19 protein-coding genes and 2 pseudogenes are annotated in these 18943 nt (G+C 70.3%); 11 read left to right on the top strand and 10 right to left on the bottom strand.

Annotation, left to right across the window (positions count from 1 at the left end; genetic code table 11):
- Nucleotides 1-20 precede the first annotated feature (20 nt).
- Nucleotides 21-458, top strand: a pseudogene (locus ACZ5XS_RS40745) (group II intron maturase-specific domain-containing protein); the annotation flags it as partial.
- 1061 nt (nucleotides 459-1519) lie between these two features.
- On the opposite strand, the gene ACZ5XS_RS40740 reads toward ACZ5XS_RS40745, so the two are convergent.
- Nucleotides 1520-2308 carry a DUF6892 domain-containing protein gene (locus tag ACZ5XS_RS40740; protein ID WP_468660189.1) on the bottom strand — a complete coding sequence of 263 codons (789 nt, stop codon included), beginning with the start codon at nucleotides 2306-2308 and terminating at the stop codon, nucleotides 1520-1522.
- Entirely contained in the window at nucleotides 2196-2600 is a 405-nt protein-coding gene (locus ACZ5XS_RS40735) for a transposase (protein WP_468660225.1), read from the bottom strand. Before ACZ5XS_RS40735 ends, ACZ5XS_RS40740 begins: the two co-directional genes overlap by 113 nt.
- A gap of 140 nt (nucleotides 2601-2740) precedes the next feature.
- On the opposite strand from ACZ5XS_RS40735, the gene ACZ5XS_RS40730 reads away from it, so the two are divergent.
- The 5 genes from ACZ5XS_RS40730 to ACZ5XS_RS40710 all read left to right on the top strand — a co-directional run bounded on the left by ACZ5XS_RS40730 (nucleotide 2741) and on the right by ACZ5XS_RS40710 (nucleotide 4952).
- Nucleotides 2741-3115, top strand: coding sequence for a hypothetical protein (locus tag ACZ5XS_RS40730; RefSeq protein ID WP_468660187.1), 375 nt, complete (start codon nucleotides 2741-2743; stop codon nucleotides 3113-3115).
- Nucleotides 3016-3231, top strand: a complete 216-nt coding sequence (locus ACZ5XS_RS40725) for a hypothetical protein (protein WP_468660185.1) — start codon at nucleotides 3016-3018, stop codon at nucleotides 3229-3231. The genes ACZ5XS_RS40730 and ACZ5XS_RS40725 overlap by 100 nt, the downstream gene beginning before the upstream one ends.
- 225 nt (nucleotides 3232-3456) lie before the next feature.
- On the top strand, nucleotides 3457-3660 hold the full coding sequence (locus tag ACZ5XS_RS40720; RefSeq protein ID WP_468660183.1) for a hypothetical protein: 204 nt from the start codon (nucleotides 3457-3459) through the stop codon (nucleotides 3658-3660).
- Nucleotides 3661-3778: 118 nt separating this feature from the next.
- Nucleotides 3779-4642, top strand: coding sequence for a replication-relaxation family protein (locus tag ACZ5XS_RS40715; RefSeq protein WP_468660181.1), 864 nt, complete (start codon nucleotides 3779-3781; stop codon nucleotides 4640-4642).
- Between the two features lie 13 nt (nucleotides 4643-4655).
- Nucleotides 4656-4952 carry a hypothetical protein gene (locus ACZ5XS_RS40710; protein WP_468660179.1) on the top strand — a complete coding sequence of 99 codons (297 nt, stop codon included), beginning with the start codon at nucleotides 4656-4658 and terminating at the stop codon, nucleotides 4950-4952.
- Between the two features lie 522 nt (nucleotides 4953-5474).
- On the opposite strand, the gene ACZ5XS_RS40705 is transcribed toward ACZ5XS_RS40710, so the two are convergent.
- Nucleotides 5475-5894, bottom strand: coding sequence for a hypothetical protein (locus ACZ5XS_RS40705; protein WP_468660177.1), 420 nt, complete (start codon nucleotides 5892-5894; stop codon nucleotides 5475-5477).
- Between the two features lie 55 nt (nucleotides 5895-5949).
- Nucleotides 5950-6147: a hypothetical protein gene (locus ACZ5XS_RS40700; protein WP_468660175.1), complete on the bottom strand. Its 198-nt coding sequence runs from the start codon at nucleotides 6145-6147 to the stop codon at nucleotides 5950-5952.
- 121 nt (nucleotides 6148-6268) lie between these two features.
- Between ACZ5XS_RS40700 and ACZ5XS_RS40695 the strand changes: the two genes are divergently transcribed.
- On the top strand, nucleotides 6269-9082 hold the full coding sequence (locus ACZ5XS_RS40695; protein ID WP_468660173.1) for a helix-turn-helix domain-containing protein: 2814 nt from the start codon (nucleotides 6269-6271) through the stop codon (nucleotides 9080-9082).
- Between the two features lie 230 nt (nucleotides 9083-9312).
- On the opposite strand, the gene ACZ5XS_RS40690 is transcribed toward ACZ5XS_RS40695, so the two are convergent.
- The gene (locus ACZ5XS_RS40690) at nucleotides 9313-9630 is read right to left on the bottom strand and encodes a hypothetical protein (RefSeq protein ID WP_468660171.1); all 318 of its coding nucleotides are present in this window, start codon (nucleotides 9628-9630) and stop codon (nucleotides 9313-9315) included.
- Nucleotides 9631-9772: 142 nt separating this feature from the next.
- On the opposite strand from ACZ5XS_RS40690, the gene ACZ5XS_RS40685 reads away from it, so the two are divergent.
- Complete coding sequence (locus ACZ5XS_RS40685) at nucleotides 9773-10543, top strand: hypothetical protein (protein ID WP_468660169.1); 771 nt, start codon at nucleotides 9773-9775, stop codon at nucleotides 10541-10543.
- Between the two features lie 326 nt (nucleotides 10544-10869).
- Here ACZ5XS_RS40685 and ACZ5XS_RS40680 read toward each other — a convergent pair.
- Nucleotides 10870-11158 (bottom strand): annotated as a pseudogene (locus tag ACZ5XS_RS40680) (RpiB/LacA/LacB family sugar-phosphate isomerase); the annotation flags it as partial.
- A gap of 250 nt (nucleotides 11159-11408) precedes the next feature.
- Here ACZ5XS_RS40680 and ACZ5XS_RS40675 point away from each other — a divergent pair.
- The 3 genes from ACZ5XS_RS40675 (at nucleotide 11409) to ACZ5XS_RS40665 (ending at nucleotide 13266) form a co-directional block, all read left to right on the top strand.
- A complete protein-coding gene (locus tag ACZ5XS_RS40675; protein WP_468660167.1) occupies nucleotides 11409-11873 on the top strand; it encodes a peptidoglycan-binding domain-containing protein in 465 nt (154 codons plus the stop codon).
- Nucleotides 11874-12085: 212 nt separating this feature from the next.
- Complete coding sequence (locus ACZ5XS_RS40670) at nucleotides 12086-12514, top strand: peptidoglycan-binding domain-containing protein (protein WP_468660165.1); 429 nt, start codon at nucleotides 12086-12088, stop codon at nucleotides 12512-12514.
- Entirely contained in the window at nucleotides 12511-13266 is a 756-nt protein-coding gene (locus tag ACZ5XS_RS40665; protein WP_468660163.1) for a peptidoglycan recognition protein family protein, read from the top strand. Before ACZ5XS_RS40670 ends, ACZ5XS_RS40665 begins: the two co-directional genes overlap by 4 nt.
- A gap of 71 nt (nucleotides 13267-13337) precedes the next feature.
- On the opposite strand, the gene ACZ5XS_RS40660 is transcribed toward ACZ5XS_RS40665, so the two are convergent.
- The 4 genes from ACZ5XS_RS40660 to ACZ5XS_RS40645 all read right to left on the bottom strand — a co-directional run bounded on the left by ACZ5XS_RS40660 (nucleotide 13338) and on the right by ACZ5XS_RS40645 (nucleotide 18354).
- A complete protein-coding gene (locus ACZ5XS_RS40660) occupies nucleotides 13338-14336 on the bottom strand; it encodes an ArsR family transcriptional regulator (RefSeq protein WP_468660161.1) in 999 nt (332 codons plus the stop codon).
- Between the two features lie 176 nt (nucleotides 14337-14512).
- The gene (locus ACZ5XS_RS40655; RefSeq protein WP_468660159.1) at nucleotides 14513-14899 is read right to left on the bottom strand and encodes a flavodoxin domain-containing protein; all 387 of its coding nucleotides are present in this window, start codon (nucleotides 14897-14899) and stop codon (nucleotides 14513-14515) included.
- A 19-nt stretch (nucleotides 14900-14918) separates the two neighbouring features.
- On the bottom strand, nucleotides 14919-15623 hold the full coding sequence (locus tag ACZ5XS_RS40650) for a CBS domain-containing protein (RefSeq protein WP_468660157.1): 705 nt from the start codon (nucleotides 15621-15623) through the stop codon (nucleotides 14919-14921).
- A 40-nt stretch (nucleotides 15624-15663) separates the two neighbouring features.
- Nucleotides 15664-18354 carry a bifunctional acetate--CoA ligase family protein/GNAT family N-acetyltransferase gene (locus ACZ5XS_RS40645; RefSeq protein ID WP_468660155.1) on the bottom strand — a complete coding sequence of 897 codons (2691 nt, stop codon included), beginning with the start codon at nucleotides 18352-18354 and terminating at the stop codon, nucleotides 15664-15666.
- Between the last annotated feature and the right edge of the window lie 589 nt (nucleotides 18355-18943).

The raw sequence follows: 18943 nt of genomic DNA, 5'->3' as shown, positions 1-18943 counted from the left end.
CATCGCGGTTTCGGGGCTGGGCGGCCTATTACCGGGGGGTGGTGTCCAGCAGGGTCTTCACGGCGCTGGCTCACTACGTGTGGTGGCTCACCTACCAGTGGGCCAGACGCATGCACCCCAACAAGTCGAAGAAGTGGATCGTTCGACACTACTTCGGCAGGTTCAACAAGTTCCGGAACGACCGATGGGTGTTCGGAGATCGCGCCAACGTGCTCAACGACCGCGGAGATCCCGATTCTCCTCAAGTTCTCCTGGACGAGCATTGTTCGGCACCAGTCGATCGCAGGCGGGGCGTCACCCGACGACCCCGGCCTGACGGACTACCGGGCCCAGCGGCGACGAAAGGTCAACACCCGCTGGACAGCTACAACTTGCGCCTGCTCGCCAAACAGGACGGCCGCTGTCCGCTCTGCGGGGAACACTTTCTCACCGCCGATCAGCCGCCGCAATCATCCTAGGAATGGGAGCGGTGGTGGTTGAACGTCGTCAAGAGGGCGATAGCCGCCGACCATCTCACTCACCACGGACGGCCTGACGCGCCGAGCACGGACCGAACTCGCCTCGTGCACGCCTCCTGTCACCGCAGGCTTCGGCCTCGCAGCCGCAGGAGACCAGCAGTTGCTGCACCTTCGTGAAGTCCATGGGGCTTGCTTGAGCCGAGGTGCAGGGAAACCCGCTCGCCCGGTTCTGAGGGGGCGGGGACGCAGCAATGCGTCCCCGCTACCCGACACGAGGGCAGGATCCTCGCCCACGTCGGGATCCCGAAGGTCTACTCGTTCCACATGGTCTTGTCCTACTCGCGCGACCCGTTCTGCGGCTTCACCACGAGCCAGGACATGGTGCCTTCTTCGACTGCCACCGCCAGGCATTTGCCCACTTCGGCGGGGTGCCGATGTCGATCGTCTATGACCGCACCAAGACGGTGGGGCCGTCGGCATGTCGCCCCTGGCGAGGCCGTGCCGCTGCATCCGGAAGCTGAGGTGGTGCCGGGCCACACGTCGGCGACCTCCGGGACGAAGCGGCCGGGGGCGGGCTGGATTTCCATCGGTTAGGGGTTGAGGTTCTCGTCCAGGATGATGGGCGGGCCTACGGGAACGCCGTTGGTGTCCCGCGCTCCCGCTCCCCCTTCCTCGGTCTTTTGCCCTGGCCCGAACGCCAGGTTGTCGCCCGGGCGTTGCGCACGGAGACGGCCGGCGGGCTGGTCCTGCTGGCGGCCGCGGTGTGGCGCTGGTGTGGGCGAACAACCCACTCCTACACCGCGCTTCGCGACGTCTATTTCGGGTCGATCACGTACCTCGACGGAACGTTCTACTGGTACGGGGGCGCGCTGGAGGTTGATCAGGTTCGGTAGACCGAGTTGGGAAGCGACGCACTGGGCGTAGAACGCGTCCAGGAAGGCGACGTCCGTCGGCAGTACCGGCTTCTTGGCGCCGGAGATCCTCTCGGGGCGCAGCGCCGCTCCGGGCCGTGCGGGAAACGGGGCCAGCGCACCCCGATCCGGTCAGACGGCTCTGCGGTGTCAAAAGTCGAAGGTGAGGGTGACACCACGTGCGGCGAGGCTGTCGATGACCCGGGCGTTGTCGAATGCGGAGAGGACCGGGTGCTCGTCCCCGCGGATGCGGGCGAAGCGGCGGTACTGGAGCGTGCGCAGCGAGGCGATGTGCTCCAGTGGCGCGAGGTCGATCACGTCGTGGCCGGCGCCGTCGTGACAACCGTCGAGGGAGAGATGCTCCAGCGGAAGGCCACTCAGAGGGCGCAGTTCCTCCACGCGTTTGGAGTGCAGTGCGAGCGAGGTCAGCATGCGGGTGGCGGAGAGAGGCGCGAGGTCGGTCTCGTCGTCGTAACCCCCGGCCAGGGTAAGGGTTCGGAGCCGGCCGCAGGAGGTCAGAGGCGTCAGGTCGGTGACCTCGGTGAGTTCCAGATGCAGTGCCTCCAGGCCGGGAAGGGCCGCGCCTATGCCGTCGAGTGCGCGAATGTGGAACTCCTCGCACTCACCGCCCCACTCGCTCCAGACCAGGGCAATCGCCTTCGAGGAGGTGTGCCACCTCAGCTCGCGTACGGTGGCGCACTGGGCTTCGGTGACGGGCAGTCCGAGCAGGGCATCGGCCACGTCCTGTCGGTAGTCGAAACTCTCGAGGCCGTCGAGCCACTCCTCGCACTCAGCGTCACAGGCGTCTGTGCAGACGTGGGTGCCCTCAGCTGCCGGGGGTGGGAAGGGCGGCACTGTGCCCGCTTCCATCAGCTGACTGACCACCGCCAGACATAGATTGGTGTCGGGCAGCTCGTCGAGAGGGCCAGCGTTGCGCATGTCGGCACTCTAGTGCTGGCGGTCGTAGAACAAGTAGGCAGGTGCGGCTGACCTTCCCCTGCACGTGGGGAAGGCAGGGCGCAGATTGGTAGGGCGCGACCTGCGTACACACCTCACAACGGGCAAGAGTGGCTCCTCCACCCAACGACGGACGCTCGGCACTTGGGGAACACACGTCGTCGATCACCCATACCTCGGGCCGGACAACTTTGGACAGCCGCTCAGCGATCCGCTGCCTGACCGGCAGCGGATCCCACGGCGACTGGTTCACGAACTGCCGCAGGGCCTGCATGTTCCCGTCCGGCAGACGCTTGGCCATCGGCGAACGCTGCACGGCGGGCTCCCGGGCACTCGTCACGAGGAGTTCACCCGCCGCCTCGCGGAGCGACCGAGCGGGTCAGGGTCGGCCTGCCCTCCGACCCCGCCACCGAGGTGGGGGCGCTGGTCCACACGGAGCACTACGAGCGCGTCCTGAACTACGTCGAGATCGGCAAGAAGGAGGCCCGGCTGGTGGTGGGCGGCGCCCGCCCGGATCACGTGCACTACTGCCCCAGCGCTGCGTGTGGGCGGTGCACGGGCCGGTCAAGGCCGGAAATCCAGCCGGGCAGAAGCGTTTTGCCGCCAACGATCAGTAATCAACCCACCGCGTGGAGTGGTTCGAGCTACTTGTGGGCTGGGACGTTCATGCGGAGATGGAGGGCTGGCCGGTGGTTCTGTCGATCAATGTTGCGGTTCTGCTGGCGGTCATCATCGTCGTGCGGCTGCGGCGGCGTACGCAGGCCCGGAGCCGGAACGACGAGAAGCTGACCGTCGTGATCGTGTTGGTCTTCGGCGTGCTGATCGCCCCTACCGCGTTCGGCCAGACGATCCTCGACGTCGTCGGCCAACTCGCGCAGGGCGTTACCCAGTCGGGCAGCCCCTGAGCACTGTGCCCTTCCCGACAGCCCCGAGGCTGCGGCGATGTGGCATCGGCCACGGACGAACCATCCGGTCAAGGGGTGGTCAAGGGGTAAAACGGACACTGCGGTCCGGGACGAACAGACCGCGGACAAGGGGTGCTTCCTCACGGTGGCCCCGGCCCGTGCGCAGATCCGCGCGGGCCGGAGGACCGCCGACCCGGGCCGTAGGCCGGAGAAACCGAGGACACCGTGCCCGCCGAACTCACCCCCGACCCCGCCCACGAGCCGCACGCCACCAACGACCACGCGCACGCCACCGACGACCACACGCCCCCCGGCGAGGCGGACCAGGCCCCGGAGCTCCACTCCATGGGCCCCTCCATCGCCCCTCCCGGCCACTTCGCCCGCCGGACGCGTCGGTGCAGGTCAGCCCCGGAATTCAAGGTCCCGTGACGCGTTCAACAACCCTCCTAGGCCGACACAGGTCTGGAAGCCGACCGGACCGCGAAGGAAGGAAGTACCGAGGGCTCTGGGGATCTTCCAGCGAGCTACCGCTGATCAGCTCTGGCGGATGCTGCGCCCCCAAGACCGGCACGACCGGATCACCAGGGACACCCTGAACGCGTTGAAGGACTCGGGCCTGGTCCGGGTGGAGACGCGACTGGAGTCGGGACACCAGCTGTGGGTGCTCACCGAGAAGGGCCACAAGGAAGCCAAGCTGCTGCTGCCGAAGAACGTACGGATCTCCGCGCTGGGCAAGCTCGATTTCGACGACGAAGGCCGGCCGGTGCAAGCCGACGGCTACGACGAACACGCCGCCGCCGTCACGACGTCCGCCGCCGTGCTCACCGGCGCCGGGTACGGCACCCCGCTGTCCTGGCAGACAGAGATCGCCCACAAGCTGCCCTACTGCTACACCCAGTACGCCGACCTGACGATGCGCGCCCCGGACGGAGTGCCCGCGATGCTCCTGGAGGTCGACCGCGTCACCGAGCCCGTCGACGAACTCGTGGACAAGCTGCGCCGCTACCACGAGTGGTTCGAGCTCCTGGCGCCGAAGGCCGACAAGGACAAGGCGCGGATGACCCCGGGCGCGGCGGTGCACGACTTCCGGCTGTGGTCGCGCCTCTACCCGCCCGCTGGCCGGGAGGGCTACGTGCCGGTGGCGTTCGTGTTCACCGGCAAGACGGTGGCGCAGCGCGAGAGCCGGATGCAGCGCCTGGAGCAGGCCGCCCGCCGTTACTTCGCCGGCGAGCCGTTCCGGGCCAGGCCGCGGGGATCACGGCCGTCGACTACCACCAGGCGGTGCCCGTGGTCGTCACCGAGCTGGAGCGGATCACCGCTGACCCGGCCGGTGCCGCCGGGAAGGTGTGGCGGCGGCTGGGGCGCGATGAGTGGCAGACGCTGCGCGAGGCCTTGGACAACCCCGCGGTGACCGGCTGTACGCCGTGCAGCGGGAGCAGTCTCGCCAACGTCAGGCGGAACGCGAGGCTGCGAAGCGGGAGGCGCAGCGGCCGGTGTGCACGCGTTGCGGGGCGAAGTTCACCGACGACCGCTGGGATTCGATCCGACAGTACTCGTGGCGCGGCGAGGAAGACGACCTGTGCGGGCCGTGCGCACAGGAAGACGCCGACCGCGCCGCAACTGAATGCGTCGCGCGCCGCCAGGCGGAAGAGGCAGCCGCACGCGAGGCGGCCGAAGCGGAGGCGAAGAAGAACCGGCGCCTGTCCGGACGCCGCCGATAGAGCATCCGCCCTGACTCCTCTTCCTGGTGAGCACCCTGACCATGAGCCCGACCACAGCAGGTCAGCGCCCGGTTGGCCCGCCGACGAACAGTTCGACGTCACGGGGGCAGAGTTCAGGTCGGGCGCGGCACCAGCGGGCTGGGTGCCGCCAGCGCCCGGCACTGTCCCGGGCGACGTCGACGCCGGCCTCCACCGCCAGCTCGGGTTGCTCGAGAGTGACGCTCAAAGTCTCCTTCGTGCCCCGTCCGGCGGAGAGCGTCCAGCCCGTCGACTGATTGCGCGCGGTCGGCCAGGGTGAGCAGGCCGGCAACCGCGCTGCTGGCCGTGTGGGGGGAGGGTGGTGGTGCGGCCCACGTACGGCGGGCGTCCGTCGTGGTCGTGCCGGCCGAGGAGCAGGGTGCGGGGCGCGGTCCGGGAGCCGGGGAGAGGCTGCGGAAGGACAGCGGGCGCGGCATGGCTCGAGGTCCGGAACACGCTCCCAGTAACGGATTGACCGGCGGGCGTTTCATACCCCCACGTGGGTTAGTGCTCTGTTTGCAGTGCTTCGCGGGCGGCTTGCTGGAAGGCGATCACCGGGGTCTCCTCGGCAGAGGCGGCAGTGTCGAAGCGAGCGAGACAGACGTCGACGTGCGCCGTGCCATCTCGGATCGCCGCGCGCGCCCACTCCACCCCGATCATCTCCCACGCGCGCATCGCCCTGTGCAGTTCTGCCGCAGCCACGGCAGCCGATTGCGGTCCCGCCACGGCCACAGCTGACGAGGCCGTACTGAACTGCGCCCACGCATCATGCGTTTCCAACAAGGCTGCCTGCCATTCGGCCGGTGTGCTGCCCTGCGCGGCCAACTGGTCATCGGAGAGGTAGAGAAGGAGGCTGTCGACCTCGGCGATATCGCCGGGATGTGCGACGCGCAGCGACTCCCACGTGCGCGGGACCCGTGGCACGTCAGCAGGCCGCCGGCGGCCTCGGCACGCTGTCCGCGCTACAGGAGACGCACCGTCAGGTGAGGAAGGGGGTGAGGGCTGCGGTGACGGCGGCGGCGAGGGTGATCACTGTGGTGAAGGTGATGGCGGCACGGGTGAGGGCGGTGGGCCAGGTGGCGCCGTCGAGGCGGGCCAGTGTTGCGGCGCCGGCGGCGGCCAGCAGTGCTAGGACGGTGACGACTGCGATGGCGAGGAGGACGACGGCGACGGTCACGGCAAGCTCCCTGTAGACGGTGGGGTGTTGACAGGGATGAACCTCCCGGAATGCCTGTGCGCCATGGTTCAGCGGGGCGAAGATGAACACGGGCGCACACATAACCCTGGGGGACTAGCACATGCACGAGGCGGACAACGGCCGCGGTCCGGCACTTGCTGAGCTGCGCGGAAGACTGGAAGACGCACGGGCCCGGGCCAGGCTGAACCAGACGGAGCTGGCCGGGAAGGCCGGGCTGAGCCGTGGAACAGTGTCCAGGGCGCTCTCCCCTGAGGGCGGTATTCCGTCGGTGCAGACAGTGGCTCGTCTGGCAGGCGCGTTGAAGTTGCCGGTGGGCGAGCTGCTGGAGTTGCAGCGGACAGCGGTCGAGGAAACGGACGGGCACCCGGCCGACATGCCGGGTCCGGGCCGTCCGATCGGGCAGTGGGAGCCGCACGAGCTGGAAGTCCACCCCGCCGGTCCGGCCACCATCGCGGGCGGGGAGCGGGCGCTGCCCGCATACGTGGAGCGCCGGCATGACGAGGTGCTGGCCGAGGCGGTACGGGAGGCGGCCAACGGCCGCAGCACGATCGTGGTCCTGGTGGGCAGCTCGTCGACGGGCAAGACGAGGGCGTGCTGGCAGGCCGTGCAGCCGCTCGCGAAGACGCGGTGGCGGCTGTGGCACCCCTTCGACCCGACCCGCGCCGAGGCCGCGCTCGAAGAGTTGCAGCAGGTCGGGCCGCGCACCGTGGTATGGCTGAACGAGGCTCAGCACTACTTCGGCGACCGGACCTCCGGCGAGCGGATCGCGGCGGCCGTGCACCGGCTGCTGACCGACGAGGAGCGCGGCCCGGTCCTGGTGCTGGGCACGCTGTGGCCCGAGTACGCAGCCCAGTACACCGCTCTCCCCGCCCCGGGCGGGGACGATCCGCACACCCGGGTGCGGGAACTGCTCACCGGACGCACCGTTGCCGTCCCCGACACCTTCGACGCCGCGGCCTTGGCCGCCGCGACCGTTCTGGCCGAGGGGGGTGACCCCCTGCTGGCCGATACCCTCGCCCGCACACGCGAGGGTGGCCGGGTCACACAGGATCTGGCCGGAGCCCCTGAACTCCTGCGCCGCTACGAGCAGGCCACCCCAGCCGCCCGCGCCCTGCTGCACGCAGCGATGGACGCCCGGCGCTTCGAAGTCGGCCTCCACCTTCCTCAGACCTTCCTGACCGACGCGGCCCCCGACTACCTCTCAATAGATGACTACGACCAGCTCACCGACGACTGGGCGAAAAAGGCCTACGCCGAACTCGCCACACCAGGGCACGGCAAACAAGCCCCGCTGTGCCGGGTGCGACCTCGCCCTCAACGACGCACACCCGGCCCGCCCCAGCCAGCCGACCACCCCTCACCTCAGCCTGTGGGCACAATGTTCCGGCTCGCCGACTACCTCGAACAGCACGGCCGCCTTACCCGCCGACCTCTGTGCCCGCCTGCCTCCTTCTGGCATGCCGCGTACACCCACCTCTCCGACCCAGACGACCTGGACGTCCTGGTCGAGGCCGCCGAGGACCGACACCGCCTGGAATGGGCCCACCACCTCCGCCACCGCGCGGCCTCCCGCGGCAGCATCAACGCCCTCTGCGTCCTGGCCGGGATGCGAGAGGACGTGGACGACCAGGAGGAGGCTGAGAACCTCTATCGGCGGGCAGCCGACCTTGGCGAAACCAGCGTCCTCTTCTACCTGGCCGTCTTGCGGCTGGGAGCGAATGACAGGGAAGGCGCTGACGACCTCGCACGGCAGGCCGCCGAACAGGGCAACTTCAGCGTTCTGTCCGACCTGTCGGAGTTGCGGGAGGAGGCCGGGGACCACGAGGGCGCTGAAGCCCTGGCCCGGTTGGCCGCCGACCACGGCAGCACCAGCGCTCTGTACCGCCTGGCCATGATGCGGGAGGAGACAGGGGACCGGGCGAGTGCCGTGAGCCTCTACGAACTGCTCGTCGACCACGTCGGCGCTGATGCCCTGTACTGCTTGGCCGTGATCCGGGAGGACCTGGGAGACCGGGACGGTGCCGAGACGCTCTATCAGCGCGCCGACGACCTCGGCGACTTGGATGCCTTGTGCCGCGTGGTCACGGTGCGGGACATGGTGGGCGATTGGAAGGGCGCTGAAGTCCTCGCCCGGCGGGCCGCAGTGCACGGCAGGCCCGACGCCTTGCACAGCCTGGCGCTGTCCGTGGAAAGAGCAGGGGACGGTAAGGGTGCTGAGGGGCTCTATCAAGAGGCCGCCGATCACGGCAGCACCGAAGCCCTCTACCGGCTGGGCCAGTTGCGGGAGGAGGCCGGGGATCTGAAGGGTGCCGAGAAGTGTTACCAGGAGGCCGTCGAACACGGCATCACTGAAGCGTTCTTCCCGTTGGCTGTTTTGCGGGAGCGGGCAGGGGATGGGGAAGGAGCGGAGGATCTTTACCGGCGGGCTGCGGACAACGGCAAGTCCGACGGCCTGCGCCGCGTGGTCACGTTGCGCGAGAGAATGGGAGACAGGGAAGGGGCTGAAAGCCTTGCACGTCATCTTGCAGACACCGGCGACCCCAACGGGATGAGCTACCTGGGCCACTTGCGGGAAACGACCGGGGACCGGGAGAGCGCTGAACGTCTCTACCGGCAGGCCGCTGAACGTGGCAGCCCTTTCGCCCTGAGCTCCCTGGCCAGGCTACGGGAGCAGGCGGGGGACCTGAGGGAAGCAGAGACCCTTGCCCAGCTGGCCGCTGACCTCGGCAGTCCCGACCCCCTCTACCGGCTGGGCCGGTCGCGGGAGAAGGCAGGAGACCGGGAAGGCGCCGAGAACCTCTACCGCCAGGTCGCCGATCGCGGCCGTGCGCGCGACATGCCAGACGAAGCCTTCAGTGCACGCTGGCCGGCTGGTCTGGATCCGGACGGACTGCCCACACCGCCATGGCAGTGAACTGCGACGAACTAGGACCACCGCGCCGGCGTACCACGGCATGACCAAGCCCGACGGCACCACGACAACGGTCACCTACCGGGCCCGCTGCCGTGCGGCAACGATGGCACGCCTCACGTCACCCCTGAACGGCTTCGGTCCCCGGCGACGTGACGTCACCGGGGCGGGATGTTCGTAACGGGGGCGAATTTGAACCTGCGACGGATCCACAGCGCGGCCAACGCGCTGCCTCACACGGGCACCACCTCCTGGTCGTCTGACTCTTCGAACAGGTAAGTGACGGTGTGGTGGGATGCCCGAAGGAGTGCCACAAGACGCGCGTACTGCCGCTGATTCGCCTGCCGGACGGGCTCTTTCGCGAGCGCTGACTCTACCTCTGCGAAGAACTCCTCCGCCGTGCCCAGCGTTGCGCTTCGCTGCACCAGCATCTGCATCAGGCTCGCGTTGTGTTGTACGCCCTGTACGCCCTGTACGGCCCAGTTCCTGAACTCTGCGGACGTCTCGTTGGAATGTGCGGCGCCCCTCAGCGAGGCCAGCAACTCCGCCAAGCCTTTCAGTGCCCCCCGCGAGAACCGGCCCGACAAAAGCCGAGTCGGAGACGATGGCTGCATAAACCTGTTCTGCCTGCTCTGAGGGGTCGCTCGGCAAGAAGGGCGGAGGGCAGGCCTTCCCGCTGATCTTGGTCTGCGGGTGGCTCTGGGGCCGCTCGCAAGGCTGTGGGAGCGGCTGAGTGGTTGGCAGCAGGACCAGGTCGAGGCGGCGGCGAGGGCGGAGTTGGCCCACCTGGCGGGCATGCTGATCCGGCCGGAGATGGCGCCGCGGCTGCTGGCCGACCGGCTCACCGAGCGGCTGGAGGAGACCGGCGGTGAGCCCTTGGTCACCGGCCCGTACGGGTGGCTGATCCGCCGGGGGCTGGTGCAGCGGCCGTCCTGCTCGGACCGGCGGTGCGACGACGGGATCCGGCTGGACGCCGGCTGCGAGTGCGAGAACTGCAACAACGTGGTCCACATCCGGCGCGCCCGGCGGGCGAAGATCGCGTCGGAGGTCGACCGGGAGCTGCCCGGTCTGAGTGACGGCGAGCGCCGCAGGGGCCTCGAGGAGCGGCTGCGCGAGCAGGCGGCTATCGAGGCGGAGGACTTCGCGCGGCGGCGCGAGCAGGCCAGTGCCGAGCAGGCCCGCCGGGATGCGGCCCGAGGGGCTGCCGAGGAGCGGGCGGAGCGCCAGCGCCAGGCCGCGGCCGACGCGGTACGACAGGCCCTGCCGTGCGAGGACTGCGGGCAGGACCGGTCGGCCGGGTGCGAGGCGTGCCGTTACCGGCCCCGGACCCGAGGCCCTGATCGTGGAGGCCGGTCTGGTCGCCGCGTCCTGGGCGGCCGCCCAGGACGACGCGGACGACGTCGCCGCGGTCTCCGCCCACGTCCGTGCATCGCTGGAGGCCGACATCGAGCGCGTCCGGCGTGAGTTCCTGGAGCTGGTGGAGCCTGGCGCGCTGGACGCGGACCCGGCCATGGCGGCGTCCGCGCTCGCCTTCACCGCACTCCAGGCCGTGGAGCAGGCCCTGCCGGAGTACCGCAGCAGCGCCCTCGGACGGCTGGGGCGGACCGAGGAAGCCGAGGCGGAGGCCCGGCAGGTGTACAAGACCGAGCAGAATCGCAGGTGGTTCCGTGCGAACCCGAACGGCGCGGACGCTGTCGCCGCCGCGACGAAGGCCGCCGACGCGGCCCGGGAGCGCGCCGCGCAGTACCTGCTGGCGACGCGGCTGGAGCAGCTGCGCAAGCAGGCGGCGGCTGCGCGCCCTCGGCCGTGTACGCGTCGGCGCACAGGCCTGCCCGCACCCCCGGCACCTTGTTCGCCGCGATCGACGCGCCGAGTCCCGGTCCAGCAGCACACGACCGCCTGGTCCGCCTGCCCGTCGGCGACATCCCGCGCCGCCACCTCCGAGCACACGGCCCACTGAGGGTCGTCGCCGGCCCGCAACGCGCCGTGCGCCACCACGTCGTGGCCCCGCTCGCGCAGCTCGGCGAGGAGCGCGCGGGCCACGGGCTCGTCCATGTCCGAGGAGACAGAAATCCGCATGCCGAACGTCCCACCCGACTTGCTCCACCGTCACAACCGCCGGTGGGACGGTAGCTGCGGAAGTGCATCCGGAGCATTCCATTCACCTCCCTGAGCTGGGCTTTTGCCCCCAGACGCAAGAGTGTGTCGGTGCCGTGGAGGAACTGAAAAGGTCATCTCGAAGCCCAGCACGGACCGGTCGAGACCGTTCCGGGGCCTCGGCACCGAGGAACGTGCGCGAGGTGCCGACCTACGACCCGAAGGGGAACGAATGCGATCGACTGTCCTCACCAGGACGCTCGTCACCGCCACCGCTGTCGTCGCCATGGCCGCCGGGAGTCTGGCCGGAGCGAGCACCGGGTTCGCTGCATCCGACTCGGCCCCGCAGCAGGCCGTGGCCGCCGAGGCCGCGCCGCTCGCGGTGGTCAATCTCGGGCTGAACTCCACTCGGGCCAAGGCCGTCCAGCGCTGGTTGAAGGCGCGCTGGAACTACACCGACCCGATCGACGGACAGCTCGGCACCGACAGCTGGAAGGCCTTCCAGCGCCACCTCAAGGCCTCCTGGGACTACAACGGCAACATCGACGGAGACCCCGGAAGCGGCACGATCAAGGCGCTGCAGCGCAAACTGTCGCAGCCCGACTACGGCTACACCGGCAACATCGACGGAGATGCCGGACCGGGGACCCAGGCAGCGCTCAAGAAGTTCGCCGACTGGTGCGACAGCGTCTACTGATGCCGCGGTCCTGAGACGGCCCGTCGCCGCATGAGCGGTTGAGCCGATCTCGAACAGACGGGCCCCGGTCGCCCGGGCATGCGCACGGGGGTGCCCGGGCGGCGACCGGGGCCCGTCACCCGCACACGTCACCCGTCCAGGTGCGGTTCACCGGGCAACGCCCGTCCCTGCCCTTCGACCTGCCGACCGCCACCCACGCTGGGGGAGACACCATGCGCACCCGCACCCACCGCCTGGCCCTCGTCTGCGGCACCGCCGTACTGGCAGCCGGAGGTCTCCTCGCCGGCGGCCCCACGGCGAGCGCCGCATCGAGCGCCACAGCGGCGGAGACCCACTGCAACCACATCGACGACTCCGCCCGGCCCACCGTCAACCCCGGCGCGACGGGTGACGCGGTTCGCCAGGTGCAGTGCCTCGTCAACTTCTACAGCGGCTTTCACAACTGGCTGGAGGAGGACGGGGGGTACGGCCCGAGGACCCTGGAGGGCGTCCACTGGGTGCAGACCTGCAACGGTACCGCGGGTGGCCCGGACGGCATCGTCGGCCCCGGTACGTGGTCCCGCCTCTACGCCCCCAAGCCCGAGTGCGCTCTTCAGCCGAGCCCGCGGGTCCACGGATCCACAGGAAGGACCACACGATGAGGCTCTCGGACTTCTCCGGCTCCCGGAGCACCGGGCAGTCGGTTCCCCTCCTGCACCGCCGTACGCTCCTGGCGGCCGTCGGAGCCGCCGCCGCCTTCGGCGCGGTGTCGCGTCCGCTCCCGGCCGTCGCCGCCACACCCGCCACGTACACGCTGCTGACCCGCAGGGACTGGGGCGCGGACGAGACCCTGCGCTTCACCACCGGCGGCACCGAACGCTGGCCGGCCCAGTACTACCCCGTCCAGACGCTCAGCGTCCACCACACCGCCGACGGCAGCAACGACCCGGACCCGGCCGCTCGGGTCCGCGCGATCTACCGCACCGCCGCCGGCGCGTACGGCGACATGGGCTACAACTACCTGATCGACGAGAACGGCCGGGTGTACGAGGGACGCTGGTCCGGCACCGACGGCACGGCCGCGCACGACGCCGCGGGCCGGCTCGTCACCGGAGCGCACATCGAGGGCTACAACTCCGGGAACATCGGCATCGCCCTCCTGGGAACGCTGACCTCCAAGCCCGCGTCATCCGCCGCACGCGGCGCGCTGGTCCAGCTGCTGGCCGAGCTCGCCGAGCGGCACGCGCTCGCTCCCCTGGGCAAGGTGGTCTACCGCAATCCCGTGAGCGGAGTGAGCCGGCCCGCACCGGCCATCGGCGGGCACCGGCACTGGGCGGCCACCGACTGCCCCGGCACGGTGTACACCGCCATGCCGTCGATCCGTGACGAGGTCGCCGCGCTGATCGCCCGGTGACGGGTGACCGTCACCGGCGGCGCCCCGGGCGGGGCGGCGGGCAGTGCCGAACCCTCCGCGGGGCGGCGTGGTCACTGAGGGCGGCCCGGGGTGTTGGCACGGAGCAGCGCGGCCCCGAGGGGGGTCAGGGTGTGCAGTACGGATGCGGCGTGCCGGTGGCTGACGATCAGACCCGCGTCCCGCAGGGCGGTGGCGTGGTTGCTGGCCGACGACGCGGAGACCACGGCGGCACGGGCGAGTTCGCCGGTGGTGGCGCCGGTGGCGACGGCACGCAGGACGGCGGCGCGGGTACGGCCGAGCAGGGCCGCCAGGGGGGCGCCGGAGCCGAGGTCGCCGGGGAGAGCGGTGTGGTGGGGCTCGTGGCTGAGTGAGTAGATCAGTACAGGGTCGAGCGTGGTGTCGCCTAAGGTCACCGGGTTCCCCCAGCAGAAGTACGACGGGATCAGGAGGAGCCCGCGGCCGTTCAGATACAGGTCGCGGTCCTCGGGATAGTCTGTGTGCAGGACGGGGCGCCGCCATCTCAGGGTGGGTCCCAGGTTCTGGAGGATCCCGTCGACCCCTCCGTCGAGCACGGCACGGGCGCGGGCGGCCCGTTCCGCTTCAATACGGGCCCGGATGTGATCGCCGTGCGGGGCGATGGCGGTGTCGTAGTAGGTCCGCAACGCCTGTACCAGTTCCTCGCGCATGTCCTTCTCCACCAGCCGTGTCGCCCAGGCCGGAGCCCCACTGGTGCGGGTGAGGATGCCCACCTCGTCCAGGATCTGGCGCCGCGGGGCGGCCAGGATGGCCTCCAGGCCGGCGTCGAGCCCTTCGACGGCCTCGGGCGGGGTGAGAAAGTCGGGGAAGTAGGTGGCGCGCGGGACCAGGGGCAAGAGCAGGGTGCGCAGCGTACGGGCGAAATCCGCCGCGTGCAGCCGGGCGCGGGCGGAGCGATGCCACTCCGCGTAGGCCCAACGCCCTTGGCGGGACTGGAAGCGGTGCAGGCTCACACAGATCTCCCACAAGGGGTCCGGCGCGGCCGCGATACGGGTCCTGACCAGATCGGCATCGGTGAAGTGGATACGGAGCACTGAGTTCCCCCCAGGTGTTCTGCGCCTTCGGGCAGAGGAAACCATCCTGACTGCCATGTTCCCGTCAGAAACACCCCGGGAGCGCGAGCCAGCGAGTCGGCGGGCCGGCGCGCGTGCCGCCCAGGCATCGATCGCGGCGAAGTCGCGGAAGTCTCCGCGGTTGCCGGAACGCACGATCATCCGGGCGATGCGCCCTTCGGCTCCGAAGGTGATGTGCTCGGTGACCTCCAGGTTGTCCATGACGCGCCGCACACCCGGCACGGGCGGGATGTCCCGCTCCGAGGCGGAGGCGTCGAGCGGCCGCTGCTGAACAGCCAGATCGGAATCCGGGCCCGGGACCTGCGGTGCCGGCGGACGAAGCGGCGGGCTTCCTTGGGCCGGCGACCGGCGTACAGTCCGCCTCCGACCACCCGGGCGTCGTAGGGCGGCACGCTCGTCACGGACCGGGCGGGCAGTGCCTCTGCCGTGAGTCCTGCCTTGCGCAGAACTTCGGCGACGGTCTCGGTGATCTGTGCCGTCGACCCGTTCTTCGTTCCGTAGGCGACCGACACTTTCCTCGGCATGCCGGTCCTCTCCTCCCTCTCACAGACGGCGCAGCCAGTCGTCGGCCACGCCGTGCAGTGCCTGGTCCTCGGGCTGGAGTCGCGCGTCGTCCAGCCGATAGTCGAGCTGATCGACCACGCCGACCACACCGTCGATCTGCCGGGTCATGGACACGGCGATCCCTGTCTCGCTCTTTCGTTCCATGTGGCCGTCCAGGGTGACGACGCCTTCCGTCACCGACACGTCGACACTCCGCGGCGCCAGCCACAGGGCACGCACCAACACCTCCTCGATCACTTCCTTGCGGATCTCCGCGTCGGGGCGCAGGAAGACCTGGAGCAGGTCGCGGCGGGTGACGATCCCTACCAGCCGCTCCTCTGCGTCCAGCACCGGCAGGCGTTGCACGTGCCGTTCGGCCATGAACCGTGCGGCCTCCACGATGGAGCCGTCGGCGTGCGCGGTGACGGGCGGCTCGGTCATCAGCTGTCCGGCCGTGCGAACCCTCGCCTTCGCCGCCCGGCGCTTCGCGCCTGGTCTCAGCGCGGCGAACCGGAAGCGCCGCTTCGGTTCGTACGGGACGGGAGCCTGCGCCTGGTGCATCATCAGGTCGGTCTCTGAGATGACGCCGATGACACGTTCGTCATCGTCGACGACGGGCAGTCCGCTGATCCGGTGGCCGGCGAGCAGCCGTGCGACCTCCTTGAACGGGGTTCCGTACTCGGCCCGGACGACATCGGTGGTCATCACGGACCCGACCTTGTTGTGCTTCGTGGCGATTCCTTCCTCAGCGGAGTCGGCGCAGATAGGGGTCCTGCGGCCGGCGCGGCAGCAGACGTATGCGCGCGTCGAGCACGGTGACCGAGCCGGGTGTCGCGAGGACCGGGTTGAAGTCGGCCTCCGCCAGCTGCGGCAGGTCCTGCGCGATGCGGGACAACCGCAGGAGCAACTGCTCCAGGCCTTCGAGGTCGACAGGCCCGCTGCCGTGCGCCCCGAACAGGAGCGGCGCGCAGCGGGGGGAGGTGATGAGGTCGTGCACGTCGTGATCCGTCAGCGGGGCCAGGCGGGCCGCGTGATCGGCGAGCACCTCGGTGGCCGTACCGCCCAGCCCGAACAGGACCAGCGGCCCGAACACGGCGTCCTGGACGACTCCGGCGAACAGTTCCGTGCCGCGCTCGGCCAGCGGCTGCACGACTGCCCCGGTCATCACGCCGGCGAACCGGGTCTCCAGATCCCTGAAGGCGGCACGCACCTGGGCCTCGCCCCGCAGGTCGAGGTGGACCGCGTGCTGTTCGCTCTTGTGCAGGAGCCCCGGCCAGTGGGCCTTCATGACGACGCGTCCGTCCGCTCCGCGCAGCCGCTCGGCGGCGAGGACGGCCTCGTCCTCGGTCTCGGCCCACGCCCAGGGCAGTTGGGGGATGCCGTAGCAGGCCAGTAGATCCGCGCAGGTGTCCGGCTCGAGCCAGCCGCCGTCCGGATGTGCCGCGAGGTAGCTCGCAGCGACCTCATGAGCGCGTGCCGAGTCGACTCCGTCCAGAACCGGCAGGGTGCCCATCGGTCGGCCGAGCCAGGCCGACCGACGCGCGGCGTGGGCCAACGCCCCAGCGGCAGCCCGGGGTTCGGCATACGAGGGGATCGTGCCGCCGTCCGTCGCGGGCAGCAGCCTGACCGGTACCTCCTGCTCCAGGCGTACGACGGCGACCGGCCGCGTCCGCCGCCCCGGTCCCCGAGTGACCGCCCGTACCAGATCGTCGCCGGTCGCCGCGGCGACGGCGGTGGGAACGAGAGCCACCAGGACGGCGCCGACGCCGGGATGGCGAAGGACACGGTCCACGCAGGCGCGCAGTTCGTCCTCCGTGACGGCGGCGGTGGCGTCCACGGGGTTGCCGAAGGTGGCACCGGCGGGCAGAACGGCCTGTAGATCATCGACCAGCTCGGGAGCGAGCCGTGGCAGTACGAGTCCCGCCTCCGCGCAGGCGTCGGCGGACAGGACTCCCGCGCCGCCCGCGTTGGTCACGATCACGACATGCGCACCCGACGGAAGCGGCTGGGAGTGCAGCAGCGCGGCGGTCTCCAGGAGTTCGCCCACGGAGTGGGTGGCGGTGATGCCCGCTTGGGTGAACAGGGCCCGCCGGGTCATGGTGCGGGTGGCCGCGGCTGCGGTGTGCGAGGCGGCGGCCCGCCGCCCCTCGTCCGTACGGCCGGCGTCGACGGTCAACACTGGCATGCGACGAGTGACACGACGGGCGGTACGGGAGAACGCCCGCGGATTGCCGAACGACTCCACGTGCAGCAGGGCGAGGTCGGTACGGCCGTCTCCCTCCCACCACTGGAGCAGGTCGTTGCCGCTGACGTCGTACTTGTCACCGAGGGAGGCGAAGGACGACACGCCGATGCCGAGCCGGGACAGCCCGTCCAGCAACGCGATGCCCACTCCTCCGGACTGCACCGCCACACCGGCGGTACCGGGTCGCGGATGGTCGGCGGCGAAGGTCGCGTCCATGGACAGCGCCGGTTCGGTGTTGGAGATGCCGAGGCAGTTGGGGCCGACGAGCCGCATGCCGTACGTGCGGCATGCGGTCAGGAGCGCCCGCGCCTGGGCACTGTTCAGGCCGGCGGAGACGACGACGAGGGCCTTTACGCCCGCCTTGCCGCACTCCTCGGCGATGCCCGGTACGGCTGCGGCGGGCGCGGCGATCACGACGAGGTCAGGGGTGAGGGGCAGGGCACTGACGGAAGGGTATGCATGGACGCCCAGGATGGCGGAGGCGTTCGAGTTCACGGCGAACAGACGTCCTGTGTAGCCGCCCGCGTCGAGGTGGTGCAGCAGGGCCCGCCCCACCGAACCGGGCTTGCGTCCGGCTCCGACGACAGCGACCGACTTCGGCCGCAGCAGCGGCTCCAGGCTGGCCACGTCGGCCGCCCGGCCACGGGCCTCCACGGCCGTGAGGTACGTGTCGTCCTCGTCGAGGGCGATGGTGCAGCGCACCTCCGGCCCCTCGAAGCGCCGCGTGGCGCGCAGACCGAGGTCGGCGAAGAGCTGGAGGACTTCTCGGTTCTCGCTCAGTGCGTCAGCCGCGAAGGTGGTGATGCCGTCCTCCCTGGCCGCCGACACCAGATGTTCGACGAGCAGGGTGCCCACTCCCCGGTGGTGCAGCCCGTCGGCGACGGCGATGGAGATCTCGGCGGTGCCGTCCTCCCCGACCTCGTACTCGGCGAGTCCGATCACCAGCCCCTTCGACTCGGCCAGCAGGGCCCGGTAACCGGTCCGCGGCGGAGCGCAGGCCCGGTCGGCGGCCATGGTGGCGGAGCGGCGGCTCATGCCGAAGAACCGCAGGCGCAGGTTCTCCGGGGACATCTCCTGATACAGCCCCTCCAGCTGATCGTGGTCGCCGGGCAGCACGGGACGGATACATACGGTGGTGCCGTCCGTGAGCAGGGCGTGGACCGGGGAGCGGTTGAGCGTGTCGTCCGACATCACGGATCTCCTCCAAACCTCTCGACACCTTGAGCATCCAGCGGTTCGCAGCGGGGTCCCATGGGCTGTCCGGGTCTGTGCGGGGGCCGGACGGCCCCAAGTGCCATGGTCGTCATCCGTCACCGCGCGTGTCCGCTGCCGCCTGCCGGCGAGACCGTGCTTCCGCCCCCGCCGTGGCAAGGGAACGTTCGGCATCCGTGCTGAGCCTCTCGGCTCCCGCCGCGCCCTCCCGGTGTGAGGCACCGCGGGACGAGAAGTCATCCGGCGGAGGGGGCTGCCATGACCGAACTGGCCGCCGATAACAGGGTTGTGGTGGGCGTCGACGGGTCCGAGGCGTCTATTGCGGTGTAGCGCTGGGCGAACGAACAGGACCATGCGCTGCACGCGGATGTCGTCGCCGTGCACGCCTTGGAGTCGGCCGGACTCCAGTTGGTGTCCTGTGCGACAGGCACGAGGCGCCCTGCTGCTCGCCCTCGGGTGTGCGGCTCACAGAGAGTACGGACGGCCCGCGATCGGTGCGGTCGGCCGCGCTTGTCTGCGCAACTGCCGTGGTCCCCGTGGTGGCGGTGCCCGCCCCGGACGGGTTCCC

The organism is Streptomyces sp. NPDC033131, from assembly GCF_055578365.1.
The sequence above is the reverse complement of the archived record's forward strand: the minus strand, read 5'-3'. Positions and strand labels throughout refer to the sequence as shown.

Excerpts from the sequence above, each read along its gene's own strand:
- ACZ5XS_RS40655 (WP_468660159.1), bottom strand. The coding sequence starts at position 14,899 with ATGCCGAGGAAAGTGTCGGTCGCCTACGGAACGAAGAACGGGTCGACG.
- ACZ5XS_RS40695 (WP_468660173.1), top strand. The coding sequence starts at position 6,269 with ATGCACGAGGCGGACAACGGCCGCGGTCCGGCACTTGCTGAGCTGCGC.
- ACZ5XS_RS40740 (WP_468660189.1), bottom strand. The coding sequence starts at position 2,308 with ATGCGCAACGCTGGCCCTCTCGACGAGCTGCCCGACACCAATCTATGT.
- ACZ5XS_RS40650 (WP_468660157.1), bottom strand. The coding sequence starts at position 15,623 with ATGACCACCGATGTCGTCCGGGCCGAGTACGGAACCCCGTTCAAGGAG.
- ACZ5XS_RS40645 (WP_468660155.1), bottom strand. The coding sequence starts at position 18,354 with ATGTCGGACGACACGCTCAACCGCTCCCCGGTCCACGCCCTGCTCACG.
- ACZ5XS_RS40665 (WP_468660163.1), top strand. The coding sequence starts at position 12,511 with ATGAGGCTCTCGGACTTCTCCGGCTCCCGGAGCACCGGGCAGTCGGTT.
- ACZ5XS_RS40670 (WP_468660165.1), top strand. The coding sequence starts at position 12,086 with ATGCGCACCCGCACCCACCGCCTGGCCCTCGTCTGCGGCACCGCCGTA.
- ACZ5XS_RS40735 (WP_468660225.1), bottom strand. The coding sequence starts at position 2,600 with ATGCAGGCCCTGCGGCAGTTCGTGAACCAGTCGCCGTGGGATCCGCTG.
- ACZ5XS_RS40715 (WP_468660181.1), top strand. The coding sequence starts at position 3,779 with ATGCTGCGCCCCCAAGACCGGCACGACCGGATCACCAGGGACACCCTG.
- ACZ5XS_RS40675 (WP_468660167.1), top strand. The coding sequence starts at position 11,409 with ATGCGATCGACTGTCCTCACCAGGACGCTCGTCACCGCCACCGCTGTC.